General features: G+C 48.9%; 27 protein-coding genes, 3 tRNA genes and 1 pseudogene. 21 read left to right on the top strand and 10 right to left on the bottom strand.

The window, feature by feature from the left end:
* Positions 1 to 175: 175 nt before the first annotated feature.
* Positions 176 to 589: a lipoprotein YedD gene (gene yedD, locus C4F37_RS05305; RefSeq protein ID WP_001296171.1), complete on the top strand. Its 414-nt coding sequence runs from the start codon at positions 176 to 178 to the stop codon at positions 587 to 589.
* 33 nt (positions 590 to 622) lie between these two features.
* On the opposite strand, the gene amyA is transcribed toward yedD, so the two are convergent.
* The 4 genes from amyA to fliD all read right to left on the bottom strand — a co-directional run bounded on the left by amyA (position 623) and on the right by fliD (position 4,394).
* Positions 623 to 2,110, bottom strand: coding sequence for an alpha-amylase (gene amyA, locus C4F37_RS05310; RefSeq protein WP_001245691.1), 1,488 nt, complete (start codon positions 2,108 to 2,110; stop codon positions 623 to 625).
* Positions 2,111 to 2,187: 77 nt separating this feature from the next.
* Complete coding sequence (gene fliT / locus C4F37_RS05315) at positions 2,188 to 2,553, bottom strand: flagella biosynthesis regulatory protein FliT (RefSeq protein WP_001538887.1); 366 nt, start codon at positions 2,551 to 2,553, stop codon at positions 2,188 to 2,190.
* On the bottom strand, positions 2,553 to 2,963 hold the full coding sequence (gene fliS, locus C4F37_RS05320; protein ID WP_001538886.1) for a flagellar export chaperone FliS: 411 nt from the start codon (positions 2,961 to 2,963) through the stop codon (positions 2,553 to 2,555). Before fliS ends, fliT begins: the two co-directional genes overlap by 1 nt.
* Positions 2,964 to 2,978: 15 nt before the next feature.
* On the bottom strand, positions 2,979 to 4,394 hold the full coding sequence (gene fliD, locus C4F37_RS05325) for a flagellar filament capping protein FliD (protein WP_000146828.1): 1,416 nt from the start codon (positions 4,392 to 4,394) through the stop codon (positions 2,979 to 2,981).
* A 247-nt stretch (positions 4,395 to 4,641) separates the two neighbouring features.
* Here fliD and C4F37_RS05330 point away from each other — a divergent pair, with 247 nt between their 5' ends.
* The 8 genes and pseudogenes from C4F37_RS05330 (at position 4,642) to sdiA (ending at position 11,951) form a co-directional block, all read left to right on the top strand.
* Positions 4,642 to 5,952 carry a FliC/FljB family flagellin gene (locus C4F37_RS05330; protein ID WP_001538885.1) on the top strand — a complete coding sequence of 437 codons (1,311 nt, stop codon included), beginning with the start codon at positions 4,642 to 4,644 and terminating at the stop codon, positions 5,950 to 5,952.
* Between the two features lie 319 nt (positions 5,953 to 6,271).
* Positions 6,272 to 6,991: pseudogene (fliA, locus tag C4F37_RS05335) on the top strand (RNA polymerase sigma factor FliA).
* 45 nt (positions 6,992 to 7,036) lie between these two features.
* Positions 7,037 to 7,588, top strand: coding sequence for a flagella biosynthesis regulatory protein FliZ (fliZ, locus tag C4F37_RS05340; RefSeq protein WP_001298510.1), 552 nt, complete (start codon positions 7,037 to 7,039; stop codon positions 7,586 to 7,588).
* A gap of 87 nt (positions 7,589 to 7,675) precedes the next feature.
* Positions 7,676 to 8,476, top strand: a complete 801-nt coding sequence (tcyJ, locus tag C4F37_RS05345; RefSeq protein WP_001295643.1) for a cystine ABC transporter substrate-binding protein — start codon at positions 7,676 to 7,678, stop codon at positions 8,474 to 8,476.
* Positions 8,477 to 8,580: 104 nt separating this feature from the next.
* Positions 8,581 to 9,567, top strand: coding sequence for a D-cysteine desulfhydrase (gene dcyD / locus C4F37_RS05350; RefSeq protein ID WP_001128237.1), 987 nt, complete (start codon positions 8,581 to 8,583; stop codon positions 9,565 to 9,567).
* A gap of 14 nt (positions 9,568 to 9,581) precedes the next feature.
* The gene (gene tcyL, locus C4F37_RS05355) at positions 9,582 to 10,250 is read left to right on the top strand and encodes a cystine ABC transporter permease (RefSeq protein WP_001158220.1); all 669 of its coding nucleotides are present in this window, start codon (positions 9,582 to 9,584) and stop codon (positions 10,248 to 10,250) included.
* On the top strand, positions 10,247 to 10,999 hold the full coding sequence (gene tcyN, locus C4F37_RS05360) for an L-cystine ABC transporter ATP-binding protein TcyN (RefSeq protein ID WP_001273000.1): 753 nt from the start codon (positions 10,247 to 10,249) through the stop codon (positions 10,997 to 10,999). The genes tcyL and tcyN overlap by 4 nt, the downstream gene beginning before the upstream one ends.
* 229 nt (positions 11,000 to 11,228) lie before the next feature.
* Positions 11,229 to 11,951 (top strand): transcriptional regulator SdiA, encoded by a 723-nt coding sequence (sdiA, locus tag C4F37_RS05365; RefSeq protein WP_001154255.1) that lies wholly within the window; start codon positions 11,229 to 11,231, stop codon positions 11,949 to 11,951.
* Positions 11,952 to 12,018: 67 nt separating this feature from the next.
* Here sdiA and yecF read toward each other — a convergent pair whose 3' ends face one another.
* Complete coding sequence (yecF, locus tag C4F37_RS05370; protein ID WP_000106474.1) at positions 12,019 to 12,243, bottom strand: DUF2594 family protein YecF; 225 nt, start codon at positions 12,241 to 12,243, stop codon at positions 12,019 to 12,021.
* Complete coding sequence (gene yecU / locus C4F37_RS27290; RefSeq protein ID WP_001307856.1) at positions 12,230 to 12,406, bottom strand: protein YecU; 177 nt, start codon at positions 12,404 to 12,406, stop codon at positions 12,230 to 12,232. The genes yecF and yecU overlap by 14 nt, the downstream gene beginning before the upstream one ends.
* A 295-nt stretch (positions 12,407 to 12,701) precedes the next feature.
* On the opposite strand from yecU, the gene uvrY reads away from it, so the two are divergent.
* From uvrY to yecA, 7 genes are all read left to right on the top strand, one after another.
* Positions 12,702 to 13,358, top strand: coding sequence for a UvrY/SirA/GacA family response regulator transcription factor (uvrY, locus tag C4F37_RS05375; protein WP_000611328.1), 657 nt, complete (start codon positions 12,702 to 12,704; stop codon positions 13,356 to 13,358).
* The gene (gene uvrC / locus C4F37_RS05380) at positions 13,355 to 15,187 is read left to right on the top strand and encodes an excinuclease ABC subunit UvrC (RefSeq protein WP_001773939.1); all 1,833 of its coding nucleotides are present in this window, start codon (positions 13,355 to 13,357) and stop codon (positions 15,185 to 15,187) included. Before uvrY ends, uvrC begins: the two co-directional genes overlap by 4 nt.
* Positions 15,188 to 15,243: 56 nt before the next feature.
* Complete coding sequence (pgsA, locus tag C4F37_RS05385; RefSeq protein ID WP_001538881.1) at positions 15,244 to 15,792, top strand: CDP-diacylglycerol--glycerol-3-phosphate 3-phosphatidyltransferase; 549 nt, start codon at positions 15,244 to 15,246, stop codon at positions 15,790 to 15,792.
* 151 nt (positions 15,793 to 15,943) lie between these two features.
* Positions 15,944 to 16,019: transfer RNA gene (locus C4F37_RS05390), tRNA-Gly, on the top strand.
* A 53-nt stretch (positions 16,020 to 16,072) separates the two neighbouring features.
* Positions 16,073 to 16,146 (top strand) — tRNA-Cys (locus C4F37_RS05395).
* Positions 16,147 to 16,158: 12 nt separating this feature from the next.
* A tRNA-Leu gene (locus C4F37_RS05400) sits at positions 16,159 to 16,245 on the top strand.
* Between the two features lie 195 nt (positions 16,246 to 16,440).
* Positions 16,441 to 17,106 (top strand): UPF0149 family protein YecA, encoded by a 666-nt coding sequence (gene yecA / locus C4F37_RS05405; RefSeq protein WP_000847877.1) that lies wholly within the window; start codon positions 16,441 to 16,443, stop codon positions 17,104 to 17,106.
* Positions 17,107 to 17,167: 61 nt separating this feature from the next.
* On the opposite strand, the gene tyrP is transcribed toward yecA, so the two are convergent.
* Entirely contained in the window at positions 17,168 to 18,379 is a 1,212-nt protein-coding gene (gene tyrP / locus C4F37_RS05410) for a tyrosine transporter TyrP (protein ID WP_000797555.1), read from the bottom strand.
* A 190-nt stretch (positions 18,380 to 18,569) separates the two neighbouring features.
* Between tyrP and C4F37_RS05415 the strand changes: the two genes are divergently transcribed.
* Positions 18,570 to 18,809: a YecH family metal-binding protein gene (locus C4F37_RS05415; protein ID WP_000377224.1), complete on the top strand. Its 240-nt coding sequence runs from the start codon at positions 18,570 to 18,572 to the stop codon at positions 18,807 to 18,809.
* Between the two features lie 37 nt (positions 18,810 to 18,846).
* Here C4F37_RS05415 and ftnA read toward each other — a convergent pair whose 3' ends face one another.
* Both ftnA and C4F37_RS05425 read right to left on the bottom strand, forming a co-directional pair.
* A complete protein-coding gene (gene ftnA / locus C4F37_RS05420; RefSeq protein WP_000917208.1) occupies positions 18,847 to 19,344 on the bottom strand; it encodes a non-heme ferritin in 498 nt (165 codons plus the stop codon).
* 171 nt (positions 19,345 to 19,515) lie between these two features.
* The gene (locus C4F37_RS05425; protein ID WP_001237881.1) at positions 19,516 to 19,839 is read right to left on the bottom strand and encodes a YecR-like lipofamily protein; all 324 of its coding nucleotides are present in this window, start codon (positions 19,837 to 19,839) and stop codon (positions 19,516 to 19,518) included.
* A gap of 263 nt (positions 19,840 to 20,102) precedes the next feature.
* On the opposite strand from C4F37_RS05425, the gene azuC reads away from it, so the two are divergent.
* Together azuC and yecJ are read left to right on the top strand one after the other, a co-directional pair.
* Entirely contained in the window at positions 20,103 to 20,189 is an 87-nt protein-coding gene (gene azuC, locus C4F37_RS27295) for a stress response protein AzuC (protein WP_010723106.1), read from the top strand.
* 114 nt (positions 20,190 to 20,303) lie between these two features.
* Positions 20,304 to 20,555: a DUF2766 family protein YecJ gene (yecJ, locus tag C4F37_RS05440; protein ID WP_000082127.1), complete on the top strand. Its 252-nt coding sequence runs from the start codon at positions 20,304 to 20,306 to the stop codon at positions 20,553 to 20,555.
* A 78-nt stretch (positions 20,556 to 20,633) separates the two neighbouring features.
* On the opposite strand, the gene C4F37_RS05445 is transcribed toward yecJ, so the two are convergent.
* Positions 20,634 to 21,137, bottom strand: coding sequence for a non-heme ferritin-like protein (locus C4F37_RS05445; protein WP_000179469.1), 504 nt, complete (start codon positions 21,135 to 21,137; stop codon positions 20,634 to 20,636).
* Between the two features lie 796 nt (positions 21,138 to 21,933).
* Between C4F37_RS05445 and araF the strand changes: the two genes are divergently transcribed.
* The gene (gene araF, locus C4F37_RS05455; RefSeq protein ID WP_000548680.1) at positions 21,934 to 22,923 is read left to right on the top strand and encodes an arabinose ABC transporter substrate-binding protein AraF; all 990 of its coding nucleotides are present in this window, start codon (positions 21,934 to 21,936) and stop codon (positions 22,921 to 22,923) included.
* Positions 22,924 to 22,992: 69 nt separating this feature from the next.
* The gene (gene araG / locus C4F37_RS05460) at positions 22,993 to 24,507 is read left to right on the top strand and encodes an arabinose ABC transporter ATP-binding protein AraG (protein WP_001538880.1); all 1,515 of its coding nucleotides are present in this window, start codon (positions 22,993 to 22,995) and stop codon (positions 24,505 to 24,507) included.
* Positions 24,508 to 24,517: the final 10 nt, after the last annotated feature.

Consider the following 24,517-nt stretch of genomic DNA (forward strand, 5'->3'; position numbering starts at 1 on the left):
CTGAACTCAGAAGGTTTGAAACAAGAGTCGCGAATCATACACCATGCAAATTTATTTTCGGGGTAATAATTCACAAAAATAATGGTTAGATCAAATTTCTCTCTGAGCCTGGAAAGGCTGGCGACATCAGGGCTTTAATGCCACAATCCTCTTTTCTTCTCATGCAGGACGAATGATGAAAAAACTCGCAATTGCAGGTGCGCTCATGTTGCTGGCGGGCTGTGCCGAAGTCGAAAACTATAACAATGTCGTGAAAACCCCCGCGCCGGACTGGCTGACGGGTTACTGGCAGACCAAAGGGCCGCAACGTGCGTTGGTCAGTCCGGAAGCGATAGGCAGCCTCATTGTCACTAAAGAGGGCGATACCCTCGATTGCCGTCAGTGGCAGCGGGTGATTGCCGTGCCGGGTAAGTTGACATTGATGTCTGATGATCTCACTAACGTTACCGTAAAACGTGAGCTGTACGAGGTTGAGCGTGACGGTAACACCATTGAGTACGATGGTATGACGATGGAGCGTGTGGATCGCCCGACGGCAGAGTGTGCCGCCGCGCTGGATAAAGCGCCGTTACCGACGCCACTGCCGTAATGAAATCTCCCCGGCTTGCCGCCGGGGATGAATTTAAATCACCTCTTCGATAACCCACACGCTGACGCTGCCGCCGTTGCAAAAGAAGGTTGCTTCGCCGTTTTCGTCGGTCACTACGCTCTCTTGCCGGTTCCCCAGAAAATCACGCCAGGTTTTATTGCCGTAATTCTCTCCCAGATGAATGGTTTTTTCGCCATCATCTCCGTTCGACATGACCACCACGCAGCCGGGATATTCGTCGGTGCCACTGCGGCTAAAGGCAATGCAGTTCGGATGGTCGAAAAATAACGTCTGTACACCGTGGGCGAAACGCTGACGGGCGAGAATTAACTCATCAAGCTGTTCGATTATTGGCATATCTATCGGATAGGTTTGCCCGTCACCACCGACATCTTCATAATGTGCACCGTAGAGGTCCGGATAGAACACCGAAGGAACGCCATTTTCCCGCAACAAAATTAAGGCATACGCCAGCGGTTTAAACCACGGTTCGACGGGGGCTTCGAGGGCTTGCAACGGTTGGGTGTCGTGGTTGGCAACGAGGGTTACGGCGTGAAAAGGATCGGCTTCCACCAGCGTCCCAGTGAAGATCTGCGTCATGTCGTAGTCGCGACCCATGCGCGATGCTTCATGGAATTTCATCTGCAGCGGCGCATCAAACAGCATGGTTTTGCCTTCCACCTGATCAATATACGTTTGCAGTTTATCGACTTCATGCGACCAGTATTCAGCCACAATAAACAGCGGCTTTGGCGCAACTTCCTGTACGTGTTCGATCCACTCTTTATAAAACCATGCCGGAATATGTTTGACCGCATCAAGACGAAAGCCGTCGCATTGCGTTTGTTCCATCACCCAGCGCGCCCAGTATTTAATCTCTTCCGTCACGGCATGATTGCGAAAATCGATATTCTCACCCATCAGATAATCGAAATTACCGAGTTCATCATCAACCTGATCGTTCCAGCCTTCTCCGGTATAGTCGTTAACAATTTTAAAAATGCCATCTTCATCAGGGTGTTCGATATGGTCGATACCGCTAAAACATTTGAAATCCCAGATAAACTGCGAGTATTGCCCGGCACGAGCGGGGAAGGTGTAACGCGTCCAGCCTTCACACTCAATGATTTCTTCGTCAATTTGCGTACGGTCATCAGCATTTACACGCTGCACGCGAATAGCTTCTTTTTCATCCGCGCCCATTTTGTGGTTGACTACCACGTCCAGCAGCACCGCAATGTCATTACGTTTCAGGGCGTCAATGGCGGCCAGCAGTTGTGCTTTATCACCATATTTAGTAGGGATGCTGCCTTTCTGATCAAACTCACCTAAATCAAATAAATCATAGGAGTCGTAGCCGACCGAATAGCCGCCCGATGCGCCTTTATAGGCGGGCGGCAACCAGACCATATTGATACCAATATCATTAAAACCGTCTGCGCGCTCGGCCAGTTCAGGCCAGAGCTTACCGCCTTCCGGGTAATACCAGTGAAAACATTGTAACAGAGTGGGATTACGCATTCTTCGACTCCATTCAAGGGGAATATTAGAAGCGTAGCCGTAATCGGATTATTCGCGAGCCATCGGCTCATTAAGATTCAAAAGAGGTTATCCTGCGGAGCCAGCACAAAGCCGCCCTGATCGCCATAGGCACTTAACACCGATTTTTGCACCGATGACTGACCGACCAGTTTCGCCAGTTCATCCATCCGAATCTGTAATAACTGCTTTACCTTGCTTTCGTTGTCGAGAATCAGGAGCAGCATCGGGCGGAGCTGCTCCTGCATCGTGGTGGATGGGTCAATCTCTTCAGTCAGATGTGCAATCTCCTGCACCGCATTCACATACGCCATTTCGCTGGCGATGAGTTCGTCCCATTGTTCTTCTGTCGCCAGGCGTAACATGAGCTGGCTTTTTTCGACGAGTTGTTGCCAGGCGAAATACAAATGCGGTGCATTGTTCATCAGACTGGGTCCTGAATCAAAGAAGGGGAGAGTAAAGACGCTTTCCAGGCATCGGCAATATTACGCATTAATGCTTCCACCTCTTCGACTGCGGAGACATCGTTGCGTAAATTGGCTTGCAGCAAACGCCTGACCATATAGCTATAAAGAGCAATTAAGTTTTGGGTTAATTCGTCTTTGCTCTCTTCATCAAGACTCACCCGCAGTCCGTTCTCAATGATGTTGATCGCTTTTGACAAAGAGACACCTTTGCCTTGCTGATTGTTGTCCTGCATAAACAGGCGCGCTCTAACCAGTGCGCTCAGCACTCCATCAAATAGCATGGTGACCAACTGCTGTTGGCTGGCGCTCATTACGGCGCTTTCGACGCCAATTTGTGCATAGGCCTGGGTGCCTTTTGCCGCGTACATAGTCTCTCCTGAAGATTATTTCGAGTTGCTATTTGAGGTGTCGAACTGCTGTGTCAGATAGCTACTAGTGGAGTTCAGCGAGTTCATTAACACATCTAATTGGGTGAACTGGGCTTTATAGCGCGTCATTAAGGTATCGATACGTTCACTGGCTGCGTTGTACTGGTCGGTCAAATTATTCAGCGTTTTGCTGACGCCATCTTTTGCTGCCTGGATTATCCCGGTGGAAGAGAGCCAACTGGTCAGGTTGCTACTAATGCCGGTGGTTACCCCAGTACTTTTGCCGTCACCTATAAACATTTCACCGATACCAGCGGCATCATTTTTTAGCGCCGTTTGCAATTTGTCAGTCGCGATTTCCAGCTTGCCGGTACTGGCATCGCTGGTAATGCCAATCTGTGCCAGCGTTTTATAGTTTGAACTGCTGTGAGTATTGGCGAGCAAGGTTTTAAGCTGAGTCTGGATGGTACGCAGTGTGGAGTCACCGAGTAATGCGCCATTACTGGAGTCCTGACTTTCAGCTCCGGCATCGACAGCGGTGTATTTGGTTAAGCTGCTGAATGTATCCTGCAATGTGTTATAGGCATCCACCCACGCTTTAACCGCATTTTCAGCTTTGGATGTGTCTTTACTGATGGTCAGTGTCTGATTACCGGTGGTGACGTCATTCAGGTTGAGGGTGATATCTTCCAGTGAGTCGCTGATAGTGTTACTGCTGTTTTCAATCTCAACGTTATTGACTGTCAGTTTGGCGTTTTGCGCGGTGACGCTTTCAATCATGCCATTGCTGCTATCACCCGGCGTTCCGTTGTAACCCATAAAACTTTCCAGGGCGCTGTCGCCGCTGACGCTAAGTTTCATAGCGTTATCGCTGCCCGTATCGTTAGCGGTGATGGACAGACGATATTCGCCGTTTCCCACATTGATGATACTGGCGCTGACACCAGCTTTGGCGTTGTTAATGGCATCGCGAATGCCGGAAAGTGACGAGTTACCCGCGCTGATATCAATCGTGACAGGATCTTTACCGCCGCCTTGTTGGATGGTCAGTACGCTATCGCTGGTGGCGATGGCGGCTTTACTGTCTTTTTGACTATTTTTTGTTGTCAGCGTCTGTGCCTGCGCCAGTTGGCTAACGCTAATGGTGTATTTCCCAGCAATCGCGCTGCCCGTGGTGGTGGCGCTGAAAGCCGATGAACTGCTGGTGGTTGAGGTGGCGGTAAATAAATCGGCTTTATTCAGTGCTGTGTTGGCTGTCTGGAAACTCTCTAGTGCACTTTTCAGCGTCCCGTAGGCGCTCAGTTTCGCGGTGTAAGAGCTTTGCTGTTTTGATATCGGCGTCAGGGTAGATTTTTCTGCCGCCTCCAGACTGTCAAGGATGCTGCTTAAGTCCAGCCCCGACCCAACCCCAAGCGTTGAAATACTAGCCATATAGTTTCCTTAATCATGCGACGTGTATAGAACGAATACCGGGGTTATCGGCGTAAGCGGGGTAAAGTTTACGATTTATTTTTTGCCTTAATGGCACGAACAGCAACGAGGAAGGGGAGTATTTCGACCGCTAGAAAAAAATTCTAAAGGTTGTGAGTGACCAGACGATAACAGGGTTGACGGCGACGAAGCCGAAGGGTGGAAGCCCAATACTTAAACCGTAGACTTGAAAACAGGAAAATGAATTATGGCACAAGTCATTAATACCAACAGCCTCTCGCTGATCACTCAGAACAACATCAACAAAAACCAGTCTGCGCTGTCGACTTCTATCGAGCGCCTCTCTTCTGGTCTGCGTATTAACAGCGCTAAAGATGACGCTGCGGGCCAGGCGATTGCTAACCGCTTCACTTCTAACATCAAAGGTCTGACTCAGGCCGCACGTAACGCCAACGACGGTATTTCTCTGGCGCAGACCACGGAAGGCGCACTGTCTGAAATCAACAACAACTTGCAGCGTGTGCGTGAGTTGACCGTTCAGGCGACGACCGGGACTAACTCTGATTCTGACCTGTCTTCTATTCAGGACGAAATCAAATCCCGTCTGGATGAAATTGATCGCGTTTCCGGTCAGACCCAGTTCAACGGCGTGAATGTGCTGGCGAAAGATGGTTCGATGAAGATTCAGGTTGGCGCGAATGATGGGCAGACTATTAGCATTGATTTGCAGAAGATTGACTCTTCTACATTAGGACTGAACGGTTTCTCCGTTTCGGGTCAGTCACTTAACGTTAGTGATTCCATTACTCAAATTACCGGTGCCGCCGGGACAAAACCTGTTGGTGTTGATTTCACTGCTGTTGCGAAAGATCTGACTACTGCGACAGGTAAAACAGTCGATGTTTCTAGCCTGACGTTACACAACACTCTGGATGCGAAAGGGGCTGCTACATCACAGTTCGTCGTTCAATCCGGCAATGATTTCTACTCCGCGTCGATTAATCATACAGACGGCAAAGTCACGTTGAATAAAGCCGATGTCGAATACACAGACACCGATAATGGACTAACGACTGCGGCTACTCAGAAAGATCAACTGATTAAAGTTGCCGCTGACTCTGACGGCTCGGCTGCGGGATATGTAACATTCCAAGGTAAAAACTACGCTACAACGGTTTCAACGGCACTTGATGATAATACTGCGGCAAAAGCAACAGATAATAAAGTTGTTGTTGAATTATCAACAGCAAAACCGACTGCACAGTTCTCAGGGGCTTCTTCTGCTGATCCACTGGCACTTTTAGACAAAGCTATTGCACAGGTTGATACTTTCCGCTCCTCCCTCGGTGCGGTGCAAAACCGTCTGGATTCCGCAGTAACCAACCTGAACAACACCACCACCAACCTGTCTGAAGCGCAGTCCCGTATTCAGGACGCCGACTATGCGACCGAAGTGTCCAACATGTCGAAAGCGCAGATTATCCAGCAGGCCGGTAACTCCGTACTGGCAAAAGCCAACCAGGTACCGCAGCAGGTTCTGTCTCTGCTGCAGGGTTAATCGTCGTAACCTGATTAACTGAGACTGGCGGCAACGCCAAATTGCCTGATGCGCTGCGCTTATCAGGCCTACAAGGTGAATTGCAATTTATTTAATTTGCAGATTTTTGTAGGCCGGATAAGGCGTTACGCCGCATCCGGCAACATGAAGCGTAATTTGTCAGCAACGTGCTTCCCCGCCAACGGCGGGGTTTTTTTCTGCCCGCAATTTACCGGTAACCCCCAAATAACCCCTCATTTCACCCACTAATCGCCCGATTAAAAACCCTGCAGAAACGGATAATCATGCCGATAACTCATATAACGCAGGGCTGTTTATCGTGAATTCACTCTATACCGCTGAAGGTGTAATGGATAAACACTCGCTGTGGCAGCGTTATGTCCCGCTGGTGCGTCACGAAGCATTGCGCCTGCAGGTTCGACTGCCCGCGAGCGTGGAACTTGACGATCTGCTACAGGCGGGCGGCATTGGGTTACTTAATGCCGTCGAACGCTATGACGCCCTACAAGGAACGGCATTTACAACTTACGCAGTGCAGCGTATACGTGGCGCTATGCTGGATGAACTTCGCAGCCGTGACTGGGTGCCGCGCAGCGTGCGACGCAACGCGCGTGAAGTGGCACAGGCAATAGGGCAACTGGAGCAGGAACTTGGCCGCAACGCCACGGAAACTGAGGTAGCGGAACGTTTAGGGATCGATATTGCCGATTATCGCCAAATGTTGCTCGACACCAATAACAGCCAGCTCTTCTCCTACGATGAGTGGCGCGAAGAGCACGGCGATAGCATCGAACTGGTTACTGATGATCATCAGCGAGAAAACCCGCTACAATAACTGCTGGACAGTAATCTGCGCCAGCGGGTGATGGAAGCCATCGAAACGTTGCCGGAGCGCGAAAAACTGGTATTAACTCTCTATTATCAGGAAGAGCTGAATCTCAAAGAGATTGGTGCGGTGCTGGAGGTCGGGGAATCGCGGGTCAGTCAGTTACACAGCCAGGCTATTAAACGGTTACGCACTAAACTGGGTAAGTTATAACGTCAGTAAATGCCGCACTTTAATTTTGACTACCAGGAGTTCTTAATGATGGTGCAGCACCTGAAAAGACGGCCATTAAGCCGCTATCTTAAAGACTTTAAACACAGCCAGACCCATTGCGCGCATTGCCGTAAATTACTCGATCGCATTACCTTAGTTCGCGACGGCAAAATAGTGAATAAAATCGAGATTTCCCGCCTGGATACGCTGCTTGATGAAAATGGCTGGCAAGTGGAACAACAATCATGGGCGGCATTGTGCCGATTTTGCGGTGATTTACATTGCAAAACGCAGAGTGATTTTTTCGATATTATCGGCTTTAAGCAATTTCTTTTTGAGCAAACTGAAATGAGCCCTGGTACGGTGCGTGAATATGTCGTTCGTCTGCGCCGTTTGGGGAATCATCTACACGAGCAAAATATTTCCCTCGACCAGCTGCAGGACGGTTTCCTTGATGAAATCCTCGCCCCGTGGCTGCCCTCCACCAGCACCAACAATTACCGCATCGCGTTACGGAAGTATCAACACTATCAGCGTCAAACGTGTACCGGACTTGTGCAGAAATCCTCCAGCCAACCTGCTTCTGATATATATTAAATAAGAATAAGATGTAGCGGAGTTGTTTTTGTGTTTACAAACAATGGCTCTACACTGCAAACAGACATAACAACATTCGGGGTAAATATGAAATTAGCACATCTGGGACGTCAGGCATTGATGGGTGTGATGGCCGTGGCGCTGGTTGCGGGTATGAGCGTTAAAAGTTTTGCAGATGAAGGTCTGCTTAATAAAGTCAAAGAGCGCGGCACGCTGCTGGTAGGGCTGGAAGGAACTTATCCGCCGTTCAGTTTTCAGGGGGATGACGGCAAATTAACCGGTTTTGAAGTGGAATTTGCCCAACAGCTGGCAAAACATCTTGGCGTTGAGGCGTCACTAAAACCGACTAAATGGGACGGTATGCTGGCGTCGCTGGACTCTAAACGCATTGATGTGGTGATTAATCAGGTCACCATTTCTGACGAGCGCAAGAAAAAATACGATTTCTCTACCCCGTACACCATTTCTGGTATTCAGGCGCTGGTGAAAAAAGGTAACGAAGGCACCATTAAAACGGCTGCTGATCTGAAAGGCAAAAAAGTGGGTGTCGGTCTGGGCACCAACTATGAAGAGTGGCTGCGTCAGAATGTTCAGGGTGTCGATGTGCGTACCTATGATGATGACCCGACCAAATATCAGGATCTGCGCGTAGGCCGTATCGATGCGATCCTCGTTGATCGTCTGGCGGCGCTGGATCTGGTGAAGAAAACCAACGATACGCTGGCAGTAACCGGTGAAGCATTCTCCCGTCAGGAGTCTGGCGTGGCGTTGCGTAAAGGAAATGAAGACCTGCTGAAAGCAGTGAATGATGCAATTGCGGAAATGCAAAAAGACGGCACTCTGCAAGCCCTTTCCGAAAAATGGTTTGGTGCTGATGTGACCAAATAATCAGCATAATGACAAAAAAGGGCGCTTTCACTAGCGCCTTTTTTATTTACGCGTTTTCAGCGTGCATAATAAGAAAATCACAACAACACACATCGGAGGCTGTTATGCCACTGCATAATTTAACCCGTTTTCCACGGCTGGAGTTTATCGGCGCGCCAACGCCGCTCGAATATCTGCCGCGCTTTTCTGATTATCTTGGACGGGAAATTTTCATCAAACGGGATGACGTCACTCCCATGGCAATGGGCGGCAATAAATTACGTAAGCTGGAATTTCTCGCGGCAGATGCTCTGCGTGAAGGTGCCGATACGCTGATTACTGCTGGGGCGATCCAGTCTAACCATGTGCGCCAGACTGCCGCAGTTGCGGCGAAACTCGGTCTGCACTGCGTGGCGCTGCTGGAAAATCCTATTGGCACAACCGCAGAAAACTATTTAACCAACGGCAATCGTTTGTTGCTGGATCTGTTCAATACCCAGATTGAAATGTGCGACGCACTGACCGATCCCAATACCCAACTGGAAGAGCTGGCGACGCGAGTCGAAGCACAAGGCTTTCGCCCGTATGTCATTCCGGTTGGCGGTTCTAATGCTTTGGGCGCGCTGGGTTATGTGGAGAGTGCGCTGGAAATTGCGCAACAGTGTGAAGGGGCAGTTAATATTTCGTCGGTGGTGGTCGCGTCGGGCAGTGCCGGAACTCACGCCGGACTGGCTGTTGGGCTGGAACACCTGATGCCTGAAAGCGAACTGATTGGCGTGACCGTGTCGCGTTCCGTTGCCGATCAATTGCCGAAAGTGGTTAACCTCCAACAGGCGATTGCGAAAGAACTGGAGCTGACCGCATCAGCGGAAATTTTACTCTGGGATGACTATTTTGCACCTGGCTACGGCGTGCCGAACGACGAAGGCATGGAAGCAGTGAAATTGCTGGCGCGGCTGGAAGGCATTCTGCTTGATCCTGTGTATACCGGAAAAGCGATGGCGGGGCTGATTGACGGTATCAGTCAGAAACGCTTCAAAGATGAAGGGCCGATTCTGTTTATTCATACCGGCGGCGCGCCTGCGCTGTTCGCCTATCATCCCCACGTTTAGCTCCGGGAACGCTCATGCAAGAAAGTATACAACTGGTTATTGATTCCTTGCCGTTCCTGCTGAAAGGGGCTGGGTATACGCTGCAACTCAGTATCGGCGGCATGTTTTTTGGCTTACTGCTCGGGTTTATTCTCGCGCTGATGCGCCTGTCGCCAATCTGGCCCGTGCGCTGGCTGGCGCGTTTTTATATCTCTATTTTTCGTGGTACGCCGCTCATCGCACAACTGTTTATGATCTATTACGGACTGCCACAGTTTGGTATCGAATTAGATCCCATTCCGTCAGCAATGATTGGTCTGTCGCTGAACACTGCCGCCTATGCTGCCGAAACGCTGCGCGCCGCCATTTCTTCTATTGATAAAGGTCAGTGGGAAGCTGCAGCCAGTATTGGTATGACGCCATGGCAGACCATGCGTCGCGCGATTTTGCCACAGGCGGCGCGGGTGGCGTTGCCGCCGCTGTCGAACAGCTTTATCAGCCTGGTAAAAGATACGTCGCTGGCCGCGACAATCCAGGTGCCGGAGCTGTTCCGTCAGGCGCAGTTGATTACCTCGCGCACGCTGGAGGTGTTCACCATGTACCTGGCGGCTTCGCTCATCTACTGGATTATGGCGACTGTGTTATCGACGTTGCAGAACCATTTTGAGAATCAACTTAATCGCCAGGAGAGGGAACCCAAATGAGTGCCATTGAAGTTAAGAACCTGGTGAAAAAATTCCACGGTCAGACGGTGCTGCATGGTATCGACCTTGAGGTGAAGCCTGGCGAAGTAGTGGCTATTATCGGTCCGAGTGGTTCCGGCAAAACCACGTTGCTACGCAGCATAAATCTGCTGGAACAACCGGAAGCGGGAACCATCACCGTTGGCGATATCACTATTGATACTGCACGTTCATTAAGTCAGCAAAAATCGCTGATTCGCCAGTTGCGTCAGCACGTCGGGTTTGTCTTCCAGAACTTTAATCTGTTTCCGCATCGTACGGTGCTGGAAAACATTATTGAAGGGCCGGTGATCGTCAAAGGCGAACCGAAAGAAGAGGCCACGGCGCGCGCTCGCGAGCTGCTGGCGAAAGTTGGGCTGGCCGGTAAAGAAACCAGTTATCCACGTCGTTTGTCTGGCGGTCAACAGCAGCGCGTTGCGATTGCGCGTGCTCTGGCAATGCGTCCTGAAGTGATTTTGTTTGATGAGCCAACGTCGGCGCTGGATCCAGAGCTGGTGGGCGAAGTCCTGAACACCATTCGTCAGCTGGCGCAGGAAAAGCGCACGATGGTGATTGTGACGCACGAAATGAGCTTTGCCCGGGATGTTGCGGACCGGGCGATTTTTATGGACCAGGGGCGGATAGTCGAGCAGGGGGTAGCAAAAGCGTTATTTGCTGATCCTCAGCAGCCTCGCACCCGCCAGTTCCTGGAGAAGTTTCTGCTGCAATAATAAGAAAAAATCAGCCCCGACGATTCACCAGTCGGGGCGGGACGCCATTTCAAACGTGATAAAACTGCTTAACAAATCAGCATAACTCATTAATAACATAAGAGAATGCGATGGCTTGCAAAAGTAATTCATTGCCTGAATAATATAAATTATATATAAATCTTATTTATGTGATAGTTTGAATTATCATTATAAATGATACTCACTCTCAGGGGCGTTGCGGTTTACTATGCAGGATACGGATTTTTTCAGCTGGCTTCGCACGATGTTGTTGCGTTTTCAGAGGATGGAGGCCGCAGAAGAGGTCTACCATGAAATAGAGCTTCAGGCTCAGCAGCTGGAGTACGATTACTATTCGTTATGTGTTCGCCACCCGGTACCATTCACGCGACCTAAAGTGGCTTTCTACACCAATTACCCTGAGTCGTGGGTTAGTTATTATCAGGCAAAAAATTTTCTCGCAATTGATCCGGTGCTGAACCCTGAAAACTTTAGTCAGGGCCATTTAATGTGGAATGATGACTTATTCAGCGAAGCACAGCCGTTATGGGAAGCTGCGCGCGCACATGGTTTACGCCGCGGTGTCACTCAGTATTTAATGCTGCCAAATCGGGCGTTGGGCTTTTTGTCCTTTTCCCGTTGCAGCACGCGCGAAATACCCATTCTTAGTGATGAACTGCAATTAAAAATGCAGCTACTGGTGCGCGAAAGTCTGATGGCTCTGATGCGTTTAAATGATGAAATAGTGATGACGCCAGAGATGAATTTCAGCAAGCGCGAAAAAGAAATTCTGAAATGGACGGCGGAAGGTAAGACATCAGCAGAGATAGCGATGATTTTGTCAATCTCTGAGAATACGGTCAATTTCCATCAGAAAAACATGCAGAAAAAAATCAATGCACCGAATAAGACGCAGGTTGCTTGTTACGCGGCCGCTACTGGCTTAATTTGATCTCTTTTCTGTTCTGCGTGCCAGATGCAAAAACCGGCTGAAAGGCACGCTCTCAGCCGGTTTTATATTACTGACGGTAGGCTTGTTTAATTTGCTTAACCGTTTTGGAAAATACTGCAGCCTGGGTTTCGTCTTCGATCAGCGCAAGCTGTTTTTCCATCTTTAACATCACGCGGCCCGCGTCAGCTTGTCCCATCGCCTGCAGCATCAGCGTCAGCATCGCTTTCAGGCAGGAGACTTCATTTGCCAGTTCTTGATTATTCTCGGCAGTAGAAAAATCAGGCGTACTCATTTATTTTCCTCGTCATGTTGCAATGAAAATTTGCGGTGAAAAATGTTAAGGCGGCGGAGTATACCATAAGCTTTGCTAAAAATAGCAGTGGTTGTTTTTTGAGCGTGATATCAACAGTACTATAAAATACGTTAATATAATGACCAATAAATATTTTTATCATGAATGTTTTTTGCCCGTATTGTTCGGGTTAATTAATGTTACATATTCAGCGGGCTGATTTTCATTTTTGCTGAATAAAGTCAATTTTTGTCACATTTCATCGCCGGGCTTACTGTGAAACGATCCCGGAAGCCGTTGGTGACGGGCGTGACCATAACTGTGGACAATCGAATTGACAAAAACGAGAGAAAAATCGAATACCCACCATTTTTAACGTTTCAAAGTTGCAATAAAAACCGCTAATATACGAATGACTAACTATCAGTAGCGTTATCCCTATTTCTGGAGATATTCCTTTGATCAACGTTCTACTTGTTGATGACCACGAACTGGTGCGCGCAGGGATACGACGCATTCTGGAAGATATAAAGGGTATAAAAGTCGTCGGTGAGGCATCGTGCGGTGAAGACGCCGTTAAATGGTGCCGGGCAAATGCCGTTGACGTGGTGCTAATGGACATGAGTATGCCGGGCATTGGCGGTCTTGAGGCGACGCGTAAAATCGCGCGTTCCACAGCTGATGTCAAAATCATCATGCTTACCGTCCATACAGAAAACCCTTTACCAGCGAAAGTCATGCAGGCCGGAGCTGCGGGCTACCTCAGCAAAGGCGCGGCTCCGCAGGAAGTCGTTAGTGCGATTCGTTCTGTCTATTCAGGGCAGCGTTACATTGCTTCTGATATCGCTCAACAAATGGCGTTAAGCCAGATCGAACCAGAAAAAACAGAAAGCCCATTTGCCAGTTTGTCTGAACGTGAATTGCAGATTATGCTGATGATCACCAAGGGCCAGAAGGTCAATGAGATCTCAGAACAGCTCAATCTCAGTCCGAAAACGGTGAACAGCTACCGCTATCGTATGTTCAGTAAACTAAACATTCATGGCGATGTTGAGCTGACTCACCTGGCAATTCGCCATGGTCTGTGTAATGCGGAGACATTATCAAGTCAGTGAGTGATCAGTTTGACGCAAAAGCGTTTTTAAAAACCGTAACCAGCCAGCCAGGCGTTTATCGCATGTACGATGCTGGTGGTACGGTTATCTATGTCGGCAAAGCGAAAGACCTGAAAAAACGGCTTTCCAGCTATTTCCGTAGCAACCTCGCTTCGCGCAAAACCGAAGCGCTGGTCGCCCAGATCCAGCAAATTGATGTAACGGTTACTCATACAGAAACCGAAGCGCTGTTACTGGAACACAACTACATCAAACTTTATCAGCCGCGTTACAACGTTTTGCTACGCGATGATAAATCATATCCTTTTATCTTCCTGAGTGGCGATACCCACCCGCGTCTGGCGATGCATCGTGGAGCGAAGCATGCCAAAGGTGAATATTTCGGCCCGTTCCCGAATGGCTATGCCGTACGTGAAACACTGGCGCTACTGCAAAAGATTTTTCCCATTCGCCAGTGCGAAAACAGTGTTTATCGCAATCGCTCGCGTCCGTGTCTGCAATATCAGATAGGGCGCTGTCTGGGGCCGTGCGTTGAAGGACTGGTGAGTGAAGAAGAATACGCTCAGCAGGTCGAGTATGTGCGCTTGTTTTTGTCTGGCAAAGATGATCAGGTGCTTACGCAACTCATTAGTCGTATGGAAACTGCCAGCCAGAATCTGGAGTTTGAAGAAGCGGCGCGGATTCGCGACCAAATTCAGGCGGTGCGACGTGTCACCGAAAAACAGTTTGTTTCCAATACCGGCGACGACCTTGACGTTATTGGAGTGGCGTTCGATGCGGGTATGGCTTGTGTCCACGTATTGTTCATTCGTCAGGGCAAAGTGCTCGGCAGCCGCAGCTATTTCCCGAAAGTGCCTGGTGGTACGGAACTGAGCGAGGTGGTGGAAACCTTCGTAGGTCAGTTCTATTTACAAGGCAGCCAGATGCGCACCTTACCGGGTGAGATCCTGCTCGATTTTAATCTTAGCGATAAAACGCTGCTCGCCGATTCCCTTTCAGAACTGGCGGGACGCAAGATTAATGTTCAAACCAAACCTCGTGGCGATAGAGCGCGTTATCTGAAACTCGCGCGTACCAATGCGGCGACGGCCTTAACCAGCAAACTTTCGCAGCAATCTACCGTTCACCAGCGGCTGACCGCGCTTGCCAGCGTGTTGAAATTGCCGGAAGTGAAGCGGATGGAGTGCTTTGACATCAGCCATACCATGGGTGAACAAACCGTCGCTTCCTGTGTGGTGTTTGATGCCAACGGCCCGCTGCGTGCGGAGTATCGGCGCTATAACATTACTGGCATCACGCCGGGCGATGATTACGCGGCGATGAATCAGGTGCTGCGTCGGCGTTATGGTAAAGCTATCGACGACAGTAAGATCCCGGATGTGATCCTTATTGACGGCGGCAAAGGCCAGCTTGCGCAGGCGAAAAATGTTTTCGCCGAACTGGATGTCTCATGGGATAAAAATCATCCGCTGCTACTTGGTGTTGCCAAAGGAGCAGATCGTAAGGCTGGGCTGGAAACGCTGTTCTTTGAGCCGGAAGGTGAGGGATTTAGTTTGCCGCCAGATTCTCCCGCGCTGCATGTTATCCAGCATATTCGCGATGAATCACACGATCACGCGATTGGCGGGCACCGTAAAAAACGGGCGAAGGTCAAAAATACCAGTTCCCTGGAAACCATTGAAGGCGTCGGGCTAAAACGTCGGCAAATGTTGTTGAAATATATGGGCGGTTTGCAAGGTTTACGTAACGCCAGCGTCGAGGAAATTGCAAAAGTGCCGGGTATTTCGCAAGGTCTGGCAGAAAAGATCTTCTGGTCGTTGAAACATTGATGTCTCTGTAGCAACATAGGGGTAATCTTACTGACAACAGATAGTTACCCGTCATTATGCAATTTAATATCCCTACGTTGCTTACACTGTTCCGTGTCATCCTTATCCCATTCTTTGTATTGGTCTTTTATTTGCCTGTCACCTGGTCGCCATTTGCCGCCGCGCTCATTTTCTGCGTCGCGGCGCTGACTGACTGGTTCGATGGTTTTCTGGCACGCCGCTGGAACCAGAGTACCCGGTTTGGTGCTTTCCTTGACCCTGTCGCAGATAAAGTTCTCGTGGCTATCGCCATGGTGCTGGTAACCGAGCATTACCACAGCTGGTGGGTGACCTTACCGGCAGCAACGATGATCGCCCGTGAAATTATTATTTCTGCGCTACGCGAATGGATGGCGGAGTTGGGTAAACGCAGTAGCGTGGCTGTCTCCTGGATTGGGAAAGTGAAAACCACTGCCCAGATGGTGGCGTTAGCCTGGCTGCTGTGGCGTCCGAACATTTGGGTTGAGTACGCCGGTATTGCACTTTTCTTTGTGGCTGCGGTACTGACTCTGTGGTCAATGTTGCAATATTTGAGCGCTGCGCGTGCAGATTTGCTTGATCAGTGATCGTTTCGGCGCAATTTTCAGCAAACGATCAAAAGTGGTGAAAAATATCGTTGACTCATCGCGCCAGGTAAGTAGAATGCAACGCATCGAACGGCGGCACTGATTGCCAGACGATAATAAAATCAAGTGATTAACTGATTGCTTGATGAGTGCGGGAATAGCTCAGTTGGTAGAGCACGACCTTGCCAAGGTCGGGGTCGCGAGTTCGAGTCTCGTTTCCCGCTCCAGTTTAAAAGACATCGGCGGCAGCGGATGTCTGGCTGAAAGGCCTGAAGAATTTGGCGCGTTAACAAAGCGGTTATGTAGCGGATTGCAAATCCGTCTAGTCCGGTTCGACTCCGGAACGCGCCTCCACTTTCTTCCCGAGCCCGGATGGTGGAATCGGTAGACACAAGGGATTTAAAATCCCTCGGCGTTCGCGCTGTGCGGGTTCAAGTCCCGCTCCGGGTACCATGGGAAAGATAAGAATAAAATCAAAGCAATAAGCAGTGTCGTGAAACCACCTTCGGGTGGTTTTTTTGTGCCTGCAACTTGTCGTTACACCCTCCTTAATTTTTAATCACCGGCAAAGCCACTCAAAAAGTATCTCTGATACGGACCGGCATGTAAGATAGGTGCTGGCGAGTTGAGATCCACAAGGAAAAGCGTATGAAAACAGGACCGTTAAACGAAAGTGAGTTGGAATGGCTGGACGATATTCTGACCAAATACAACACTGACCACGCCATTCTTGATGTGGCGGAGCTGGACGGTTTATTGACGGCGGTGTTGAGTTCTCCGCAAGAGATTGAACCGGCACAGTGGCTGGTTGCCGTGTGGGGTGGGGCTGACTATGTGCCGCGCTGGGCGTCAGAGAAAGAGATGACGCGCTTTATGAACCTGGCTTTTCAACATATGGCTGATACCGCAGAGCGTCTGAACGAATTCCCGGAGCAGTTTGAGCCGTTATTCGGCTTGCGAGAAGTCGATGGCAGCGAGCTGACGATTGTTGAGGAGTGGTGCTTTGGCTATATGCGGGGCGTGGCACTTTCTGACTGGTCAACGTTGCCCGATTCGTTAAAACCAGCGCTGGATGCGATTGCGCTGCACGGTACTGAGGAAAACTTCGAGCGGGTAGAGAAGATGTCGCCAGAAGCGTTTGAAGAGAGCGTAGATGCTATTCGACTGGCGGCGCTTGATTTACATGCATACTGGATGGCGCATCCGCAGGAAAAAGCTGTTCAGCAACCTATCAAAGCAGAAGAGAAACCGGGGCGTAACGATCCTTGTCCGTGCGGTAGTGGTAAGAAATTTAAGCAGTGCTGCCTGCATTAAGAGGTCACATTGGGTGTCAGCGTTAATTCTGGCACCCAATAAGGAATTTGAGGCTATCTAATCACCCCACTTCTGGTAACAAGCCTGCCGCAATCAAAAATTGCACGCCAATCACAGCAATACCACAGAGAAACACCACCACCAGCGCCGGACGACCACCTTTCACCCGGTAACCCGCCTGAGGATTGTGCTTCCTGCTTTGCCAGGTCAACAGCGAAGGGATAATCAATGCCAGTACCGCCAGTGCCACACCGGCGTAACCCAGCGCCATCACAAATCCTCGTGGATAAAACAGTGCAAACGCCAGTGGCGGCAGAAAGGTAATTGCACCAGTTTGCAATCGTCCACCAACGGTATTTGAACGCTGAAACAAATCTGCCAGATAATCAAATAAGCCTAACGCTACGCCGAGGAAGGACGTGGCGAGGGCTAAATCAGCAAATAAATGCACTGCCAGCTCAACATGCGGAGAGGCCACCATTTCGCGTAACGCCTGTAACAGCCCGTTTAATCCGGCATGATTAGCCAGCAATCCCATAAAGGTTGTTGAATCAATGCTGCCAAGGGTCGCCAGCTGCCAGAAAATATATGCCACCAGGGGGATCGCACTACCGATTATAAACACCCAGCGTAGCTTACGAATGTTGCCATCCATATAGCTGACAATACTCGGCACGCTACCGTGAAAACCAAACGACGTAAAAATCACCGGGATTGCAGACAGTGCCAGTCCCTGTTGCAACGGCAGGGTTAAAAGATTCACTTTGTGAATATGCGGTAGCAGCAATACCAGCATCACCACCAGAAAAATAATTTTGGCGCTGAACAGAAAACGGTTAAATAAATCGACCAGCGAAGTTCCGACACAAACCACGCCACCGGCAACAAAAGTGAACAACAGCACGCCAGCGGTTGCCGACATTGAAATACCTGTCCAGTCGCTGATGCTGGAGGCCAACAATTCACCGGCACCGCTGATGTATGCCGCAGTCAGAGCATACATTAAAAACATCATACTGAAGCCCGTCAGCCACTGACCGTAGCGTCCCAGATAGCGTTTTGCCAGCGTGCCCAGACCGGTATCTGCCGGGACATGCTGGTACACCTCCAGCAGTAATAGCGCCGTGTAGCACATCAACGCCCAAAGCCCAATCAACAAGATTAACGTGACGCTAAAACCAACACCTGCCGCAGCCAGCGGCATTGCCAGCATGCCTGCGCCAATTGTGGTTCCCGCCACGATAAAAACACTTCCCAGAGTTCTGTTTTTCACGCTTTCTTCTGTCCTGACGATCTTTATGAGTGATATCTGCGGCGCAGGTTAAGGCATAACGGCTGATTCGTCAAACCGACGTTACATATGATGTAAATATAAATGTACAACAAAAAGCGTTCAGTTCTGCGCTGGCGCAAAGTCTTCATAAGCGGCAATCGCTACGCTAGGCTTTTTTTGAGGAGGAACGATGGACTCTATTCACGGTCATGAAGTGTTAAATATGATGATTGAATCAGGCGAGCAATATACGCATGCCAGTCTGGAAGCAGCAATTAAAGCGCGTTTTGGTGAACAGGCACGTTTTCACACCTGCTCGGCAGAAGGGATGACTGCGGGAGAGTTGGTGGCGTTTCTGGCAGCAAAAGGCAAATTTATACCTTCAGAAGAAGGTTTTTCAACCGATCAGAGTAAGATTTGCCGTCACTGATTTGAAACGGCGGCAGAAAACCTGCCGCCGGAGAGCATTAGTTTTGTGTGTCGAGGGTAGAGAGTTCTTTGTCGATAAAATACAGACCTTCGCCACTTTTGCCTGCCAGGCTTAATTTATCAATAATCGATTTGAACAGTTTCTCTTCTTCATGCTGCTCAGAAACATACCATTGCAGGAAATTAAATGTTGGGTAGTCCTGATTGGTCATTGCAGCATGAGCCAGTTCGTTAATTTTCTGCGTGATTAATTGTTCGTGTTTATAGGTTTCCTGGAATAATTCATCAAGTGAGGAATATTCAGCAAACGGAGATTCAACGGTATTAATACGCGGTAAGTTGCCGGTATCAGTCAGGTAATCAAACAGACGCTGCATATGCGTCATCTCTTCCTGGGCGTGACGGCGCAGGAACGCGGCAGCACCTTCGAAGGTATGATAGCTGCACCAGGCGCTCATTTGCTGATAAAGCAGTGAAGAGTACAGTTCCAGGTTCATCTGCTCATTAAGTTTTTCAATCATTTCTGGTTTCAGCATGATAGTGCTCCACAAAGGTTATATTTGTTGCTGTAGCGTCACTATAATTTGTTATTTTATTATTTGCAAAAGGTAAAATATAAACATCATTTATTAAAAATACGAATGGGAATAAAACGCATTACCGCTATTTATTTAATCAGCGAAGATCCCCCTCGCTGATTAAAACGTTTAGAGAAAGACAGGGAAGGCGGAATGATGGCACTGATATGACAAAGTGAATTCCGTATTCAAACATAAGGAACCCGCAAAGAGGCTACAGTTGCCTACTGGCTGACCAAAGGGGATAGCGTGGGTATAGCCTGCCTGCTGGCATGCGCGATCGGCGATCCCGCGACTGACATAACGATCGGTACGGGCATGCTGCAAAAAAGCCTGATCATAAACCAACCGAACAATACCTGTTGCCGCGTCAACTTCGCTCACATGGGCCTGGCGAGTAACCGTACATCCTGTCAGCGTTATTAAGGAAAGAGTCAGAATCAGAAGTCTCATGGTCCAGCCAGAAGAGTAAAAGAAAGCAGTATTTTACGCGTTACAGCGCTGCGACAATGGCCGGAAAAGACGCCTGGCAGGCGCTATTTCTTGCCATCTATATGTGTCAGAAATTGGGGGGGCTGCTTTTTGATTATCATTTTTATAACATTAAAGGGGTATTTATGTGATTTACATCACATAAAGATTGATTTTTGTGATGGTTGTCATATTATAAACGCAAAGACAATAACACCTGTATAACAAATGGTCGGAGTACCGCGATGAAACTGCGCAAGATCCTGAAAAGTATGTTCAATAACTATTGCAAGACGTTCAAAGACGTACCGCCAGGCAATATGTTCCGATAACAAAAAACCTGCTCCGGCAGGTTTTTTTGTGTTCTGATGACGGTGGATGTGACTATCGCTGAAGATGTGAAGCCGCTACTATAACGGCTTTCAAAATGCTATCAGGAGTTTACGATGTCCCAGCCGCTGAATGCCGATCAGGAACTGGTTTCTGATGTGGTTGCTTGCCAGTTGGTTATCAAACAAATTCTGGATGTTCTCGATGTGATCGCGCCCGTTGAAGTTCGCGAAAAAATGTCCAGCCAGCTGAAGAATATCGACTTTACTAACCATCCCGCCGCCGCAGACCCGGTCACCATGCGGGCAATCCAAAAAGCCATCGCGTTGATTGAACTCAAGTTTACCCCACAGGGCGAATCCCATTAAAAAACCGCTGCTTCAAAAAAATGAGGCAGCGGTTTCTCAAAAACTTCATCGGCGCAATGCATTAGCGCCGATGTATGATCAATGCAGCTGATGCGACACGACATTCAGAACATGTTGGTCGGTCTGCACAGGACACATACCAGCAAGTTTCGCACTGCGCACTTCATCAAGAATGGTTTGCAGTAACAGGCCATCATGCTGCTGTTCTTTTTCCAGATCGCGCAGGAAATTGACGGTTGAATCATCATTCAGTTCTTTCGCTTCATCGGCTAACTGCGCCAGCGTGCTTGAACGTTGCTCGTATTCTTCCATCGTTTTTTGGAACAGTTCTTCCAGAGAGTTCAGTTTTTCACCGGGAACATCAATGGCTTTAACGATGGGGGTAGCGCCGACACTCTTCATAAAGTTAAACATGCGCATCATTTGGGTCACATTACTCTGTGCCTGGGCGCGAAGGAAAGTGGCGGTGCCGTTCAGACTTTGTTCAGAACACCAGTTACTCAGGTGAAGGTAGAGATTGGATGCGTAAAACTCGCGGTTCATTTGAGAGTTGAGTTTGAGAAGCATTCCAGCGGTTGCCATACCTAATATCCTTATATCCAGAAGTGGAGAGGTGCAAGATAAATCAAAACACCATAATTACTGTTTGCAGAATAATTCCTTTCTGCCGGTCCGAAATGTGATCGTGGAGTCAATTCTGACGATGATCTGAAATAAGAATAACGTCTGAACGGGTATAAGAAAATGCTTAAATCATCAAGTTTATATATTTTTACATTTCATTGATGAAATCAATGTAACTGTAATGAATTTTAATGATGGTGCTTTTTGTATCTTGTTGATATTAATCGATGAATTTGAATTCATGATGAAGCAATGATTTTATAAAACGTTTTTTCATTTTTGCGATATGGCTCTCATTATACGTGTTCTGTTAATTAATGAGTACAGTGATAATTAATGGCGAAATGAATGACGCGCATTTTCCACATCTTTAAGTTGCGGTTATTACACCATTGCAAAAACTCAACGCCAGGTAATGAGGCCTATTGACTGGTTAAAAAGAAAACATCCCGCATGGGTACCAAAGACAACAAGGACTTCCAGGCTAATCTTATGGATTATTCTGCTGTGCACTCGATAATTTGTCTGACAAATTCGCTTTTCCTTATGTCTTTTCCCGCTAAATTTATGCACGTTCTCACTGTAATTCTGCGATGTGATATTGCTCTCCTATGGAGAATTAATTTCTCGCTAAAACTATGTCAACACAGTCACTTATCTTTTAGTTAAAAGGTAATGCTTTGTTTTCCGATTAATTTAACGAATGTCATTCGTTTTTGCCCTACACAAAACGACACTAAAGCTGGAGAGAACCATGCACAAATTTACTAAAGCCCTGGCAGCCATTGGTCTGGCAGCCGTTATGTCACAATCCGCTATGGCGGAGAACCTGAAGCTCGGTTTCCTGGTGAAGCAACCGGAAGAGCCGTGGTTCCAGACCGAATGGAAGTTTGCCGATAAAGCCGGGAAGGATTTAGGGTTTGAAGTTATTAAGATTGCCGTGCCGGATGGCGAAAAAACATTGAACGCTATCGACAGCCTGGCTGCCAGTGGCGCGAAAGGTTTCGTTATTTGTACTCCGGACCCGAAACTCGGCTCTGCCATCGTGGCGAAAGCGCGTGGCTACGATATGAAAGTCATTGCCGTGGATGACCAGTTTGTTAACGCCAAAGGTAAGCCAATGGATACCGTTCCGCTGGTGATGATGGCTGCGACCAAAATTGGCGAACGTCAGGGCCAGGAACTGTATAAAGAGATGCAGAAACGTGGCTGGGATGTCAAAGAAAGCGCGGTGATGGCGATTACCTCCAACGAACTGGATACGGCTCGTCGCCGTACTACGGGGTCTATGGATGCGCTGAAAGCTGCAGGATTCCCGGAAAAACAAATTTATCAGGTACCTACCAAATCTAACGACATCCCGGGGGCATTTGACGCTGCCAACTCAATGCTGGTTCAACATCCGGAAGTTAAACATTGGCTGATTGTCGGTATGAACGACAGCACCGTGCTGGGCGGCGTACGCGCGACGGAAGGTCAGGGCTTTAAAGCGGCCGATATCATCGGTATCGGTATTAACGGTGTGGATGCGGTGAGTGAACTGTCTAAGGCACAGGCAACCGGCTTCTACGGTTCCCTGCTGCCAAGCCCGGACGTACATGGTTATAAGTCCAGCGAAATGCTTTACAACTGGGTTGCAAAAGGTGTTGAACCGACCAAATTCACCGAAGTTACCGACGTGGTGCTGATCACGCGTGACAACTTTAAAGAAGAACTGGAGAAAAAAGGTTTAGGCGGTAAGTAATTTGCCGGAAAAATTCCCCTCTGCATGATGCAGAGGGGGTGTGAACGACCAGTGATTCACGGAGACGTTATGCAACAGTCTACCCCGTATCTCTCATTTCGCGGCATCGGTAAAACGTTTCCCGGCGTTAAGGCGCTGACGGATATTAGTTTTGACTGCTATGCCGGTCAGGTTCATGCGTTGATGGGTGAAAATGGCGCAGGAAAATCAACTCTCTTAAAAATCCTCAGCGGAAACTATGCGCCAACCACGGGTTCTGTAGTGATTAATGGGCAGAAAATGTCCTTTTCCGACACGACCGCAGCACTTAACGCGGGGGTGGCGATTATTTACCAGGAACTGCATCTCGTGCCGGAAATGACCGTCGCGGAAAACATCTATCTCGGCCAGCTGCCGCATAAAGGCGGCATTGTGAATCGTTCATTGCTGAATTATGAGGCAGGTTTACAAATTAAACATCTTGGTATGGATATTGACCCGGACACGCCGCTGAAATATCTCTCCATTGGTCAGTGGCAGATGGTTGAAATCGCCAAAGCGCTGGCGCGTAACGCCAAAATTATCGCCTTTGATGAGCCAACCAGCTCCCTCTCTGCCCGCGAAATCGACAATCTTTTCCGCGTTATTCGTGAACTGCGAAAAGAGGGGCGGGTGATCTTATACGTTTCTCACCGTATGGAAGAAATATTTGCCCTCAGCGATGCCATCACCGTCTTTAAAGATGGGCGTTATGTCAAAACCTTTACCGATATGCAGCAGGTTGACCACGACGCACTGGTGCAGGCGATGGTCGGGCGAGACATTGGCGATATCTACGGCTGGCAACCGCGTAGTTATGGCGAGGAGCGGCTGCGTCTTGATGCTGTGAAAGCACCAGGCGTGCGTACGCCAATAAGTCTGGCGGTTCGCAGTGGAGAAATTGTCGGTCTGTTTGGTCTGGTCGGGGCAGGGCGTAGCGAATTAATGAAAGGCATGTTTGGCGGTACGCAAATCACCGCCGGTCAGGTTTATATCGACCAACAGCCGATCGATATTCGTAAACCGAGCCACGCTATTACCGCAGGCATGATGCTCTGCCCGGAAGATCGCAAAGCGGAAGGCATTATTCCTGTGCACTCCGTTCGCGACAATATCAACATCAGTGCCAGACGCAAACATGTGCTCGGCGGTTGTGTAATCAACAACGGTTGGGAAGAAAACAATGCCGATCACCACATTCGTTCGCTCAACATCAAAACGCCGGGCGCTGAGCAACTGATTATGAATCTCTCAGGTGGAAATCAGCAAAAAGCCATTCTGGGCCGCTGGTTATCGGAAGAGATGAAGGTCATTTTGCTGGATGAACCTACGCGCGGCATTGATGTTGGTGCTAAGCACGAAATATATAACGTGATTTATGCGCTGGCGGCGCAGGGTGTGGCGGTGCTGTTTGCCTCCAGCGACTTACCTGAAGTCCTCGGCGTTGCCGACCGGATTGTGGTGATGCGCGAAGGTGAAATCGCCGGTGAATTGTTACACGAGCAGGCAGATGAGCGTCAGGCACTGAGCCTTGCGATGCCTAAAGTCAGCCAGGCAGTTGCCTGAGTAAGGAGAG

Origin of the sequence: Escherichia sp. R1 (assembly GCF_003000935.1) — a bacterium.
Lineage (GTDB): Bacteria > Pseudomonadota > Gammaproteobacteria > Enterobacterales > Enterobacteriaceae > Escherichia > Escherichia coli.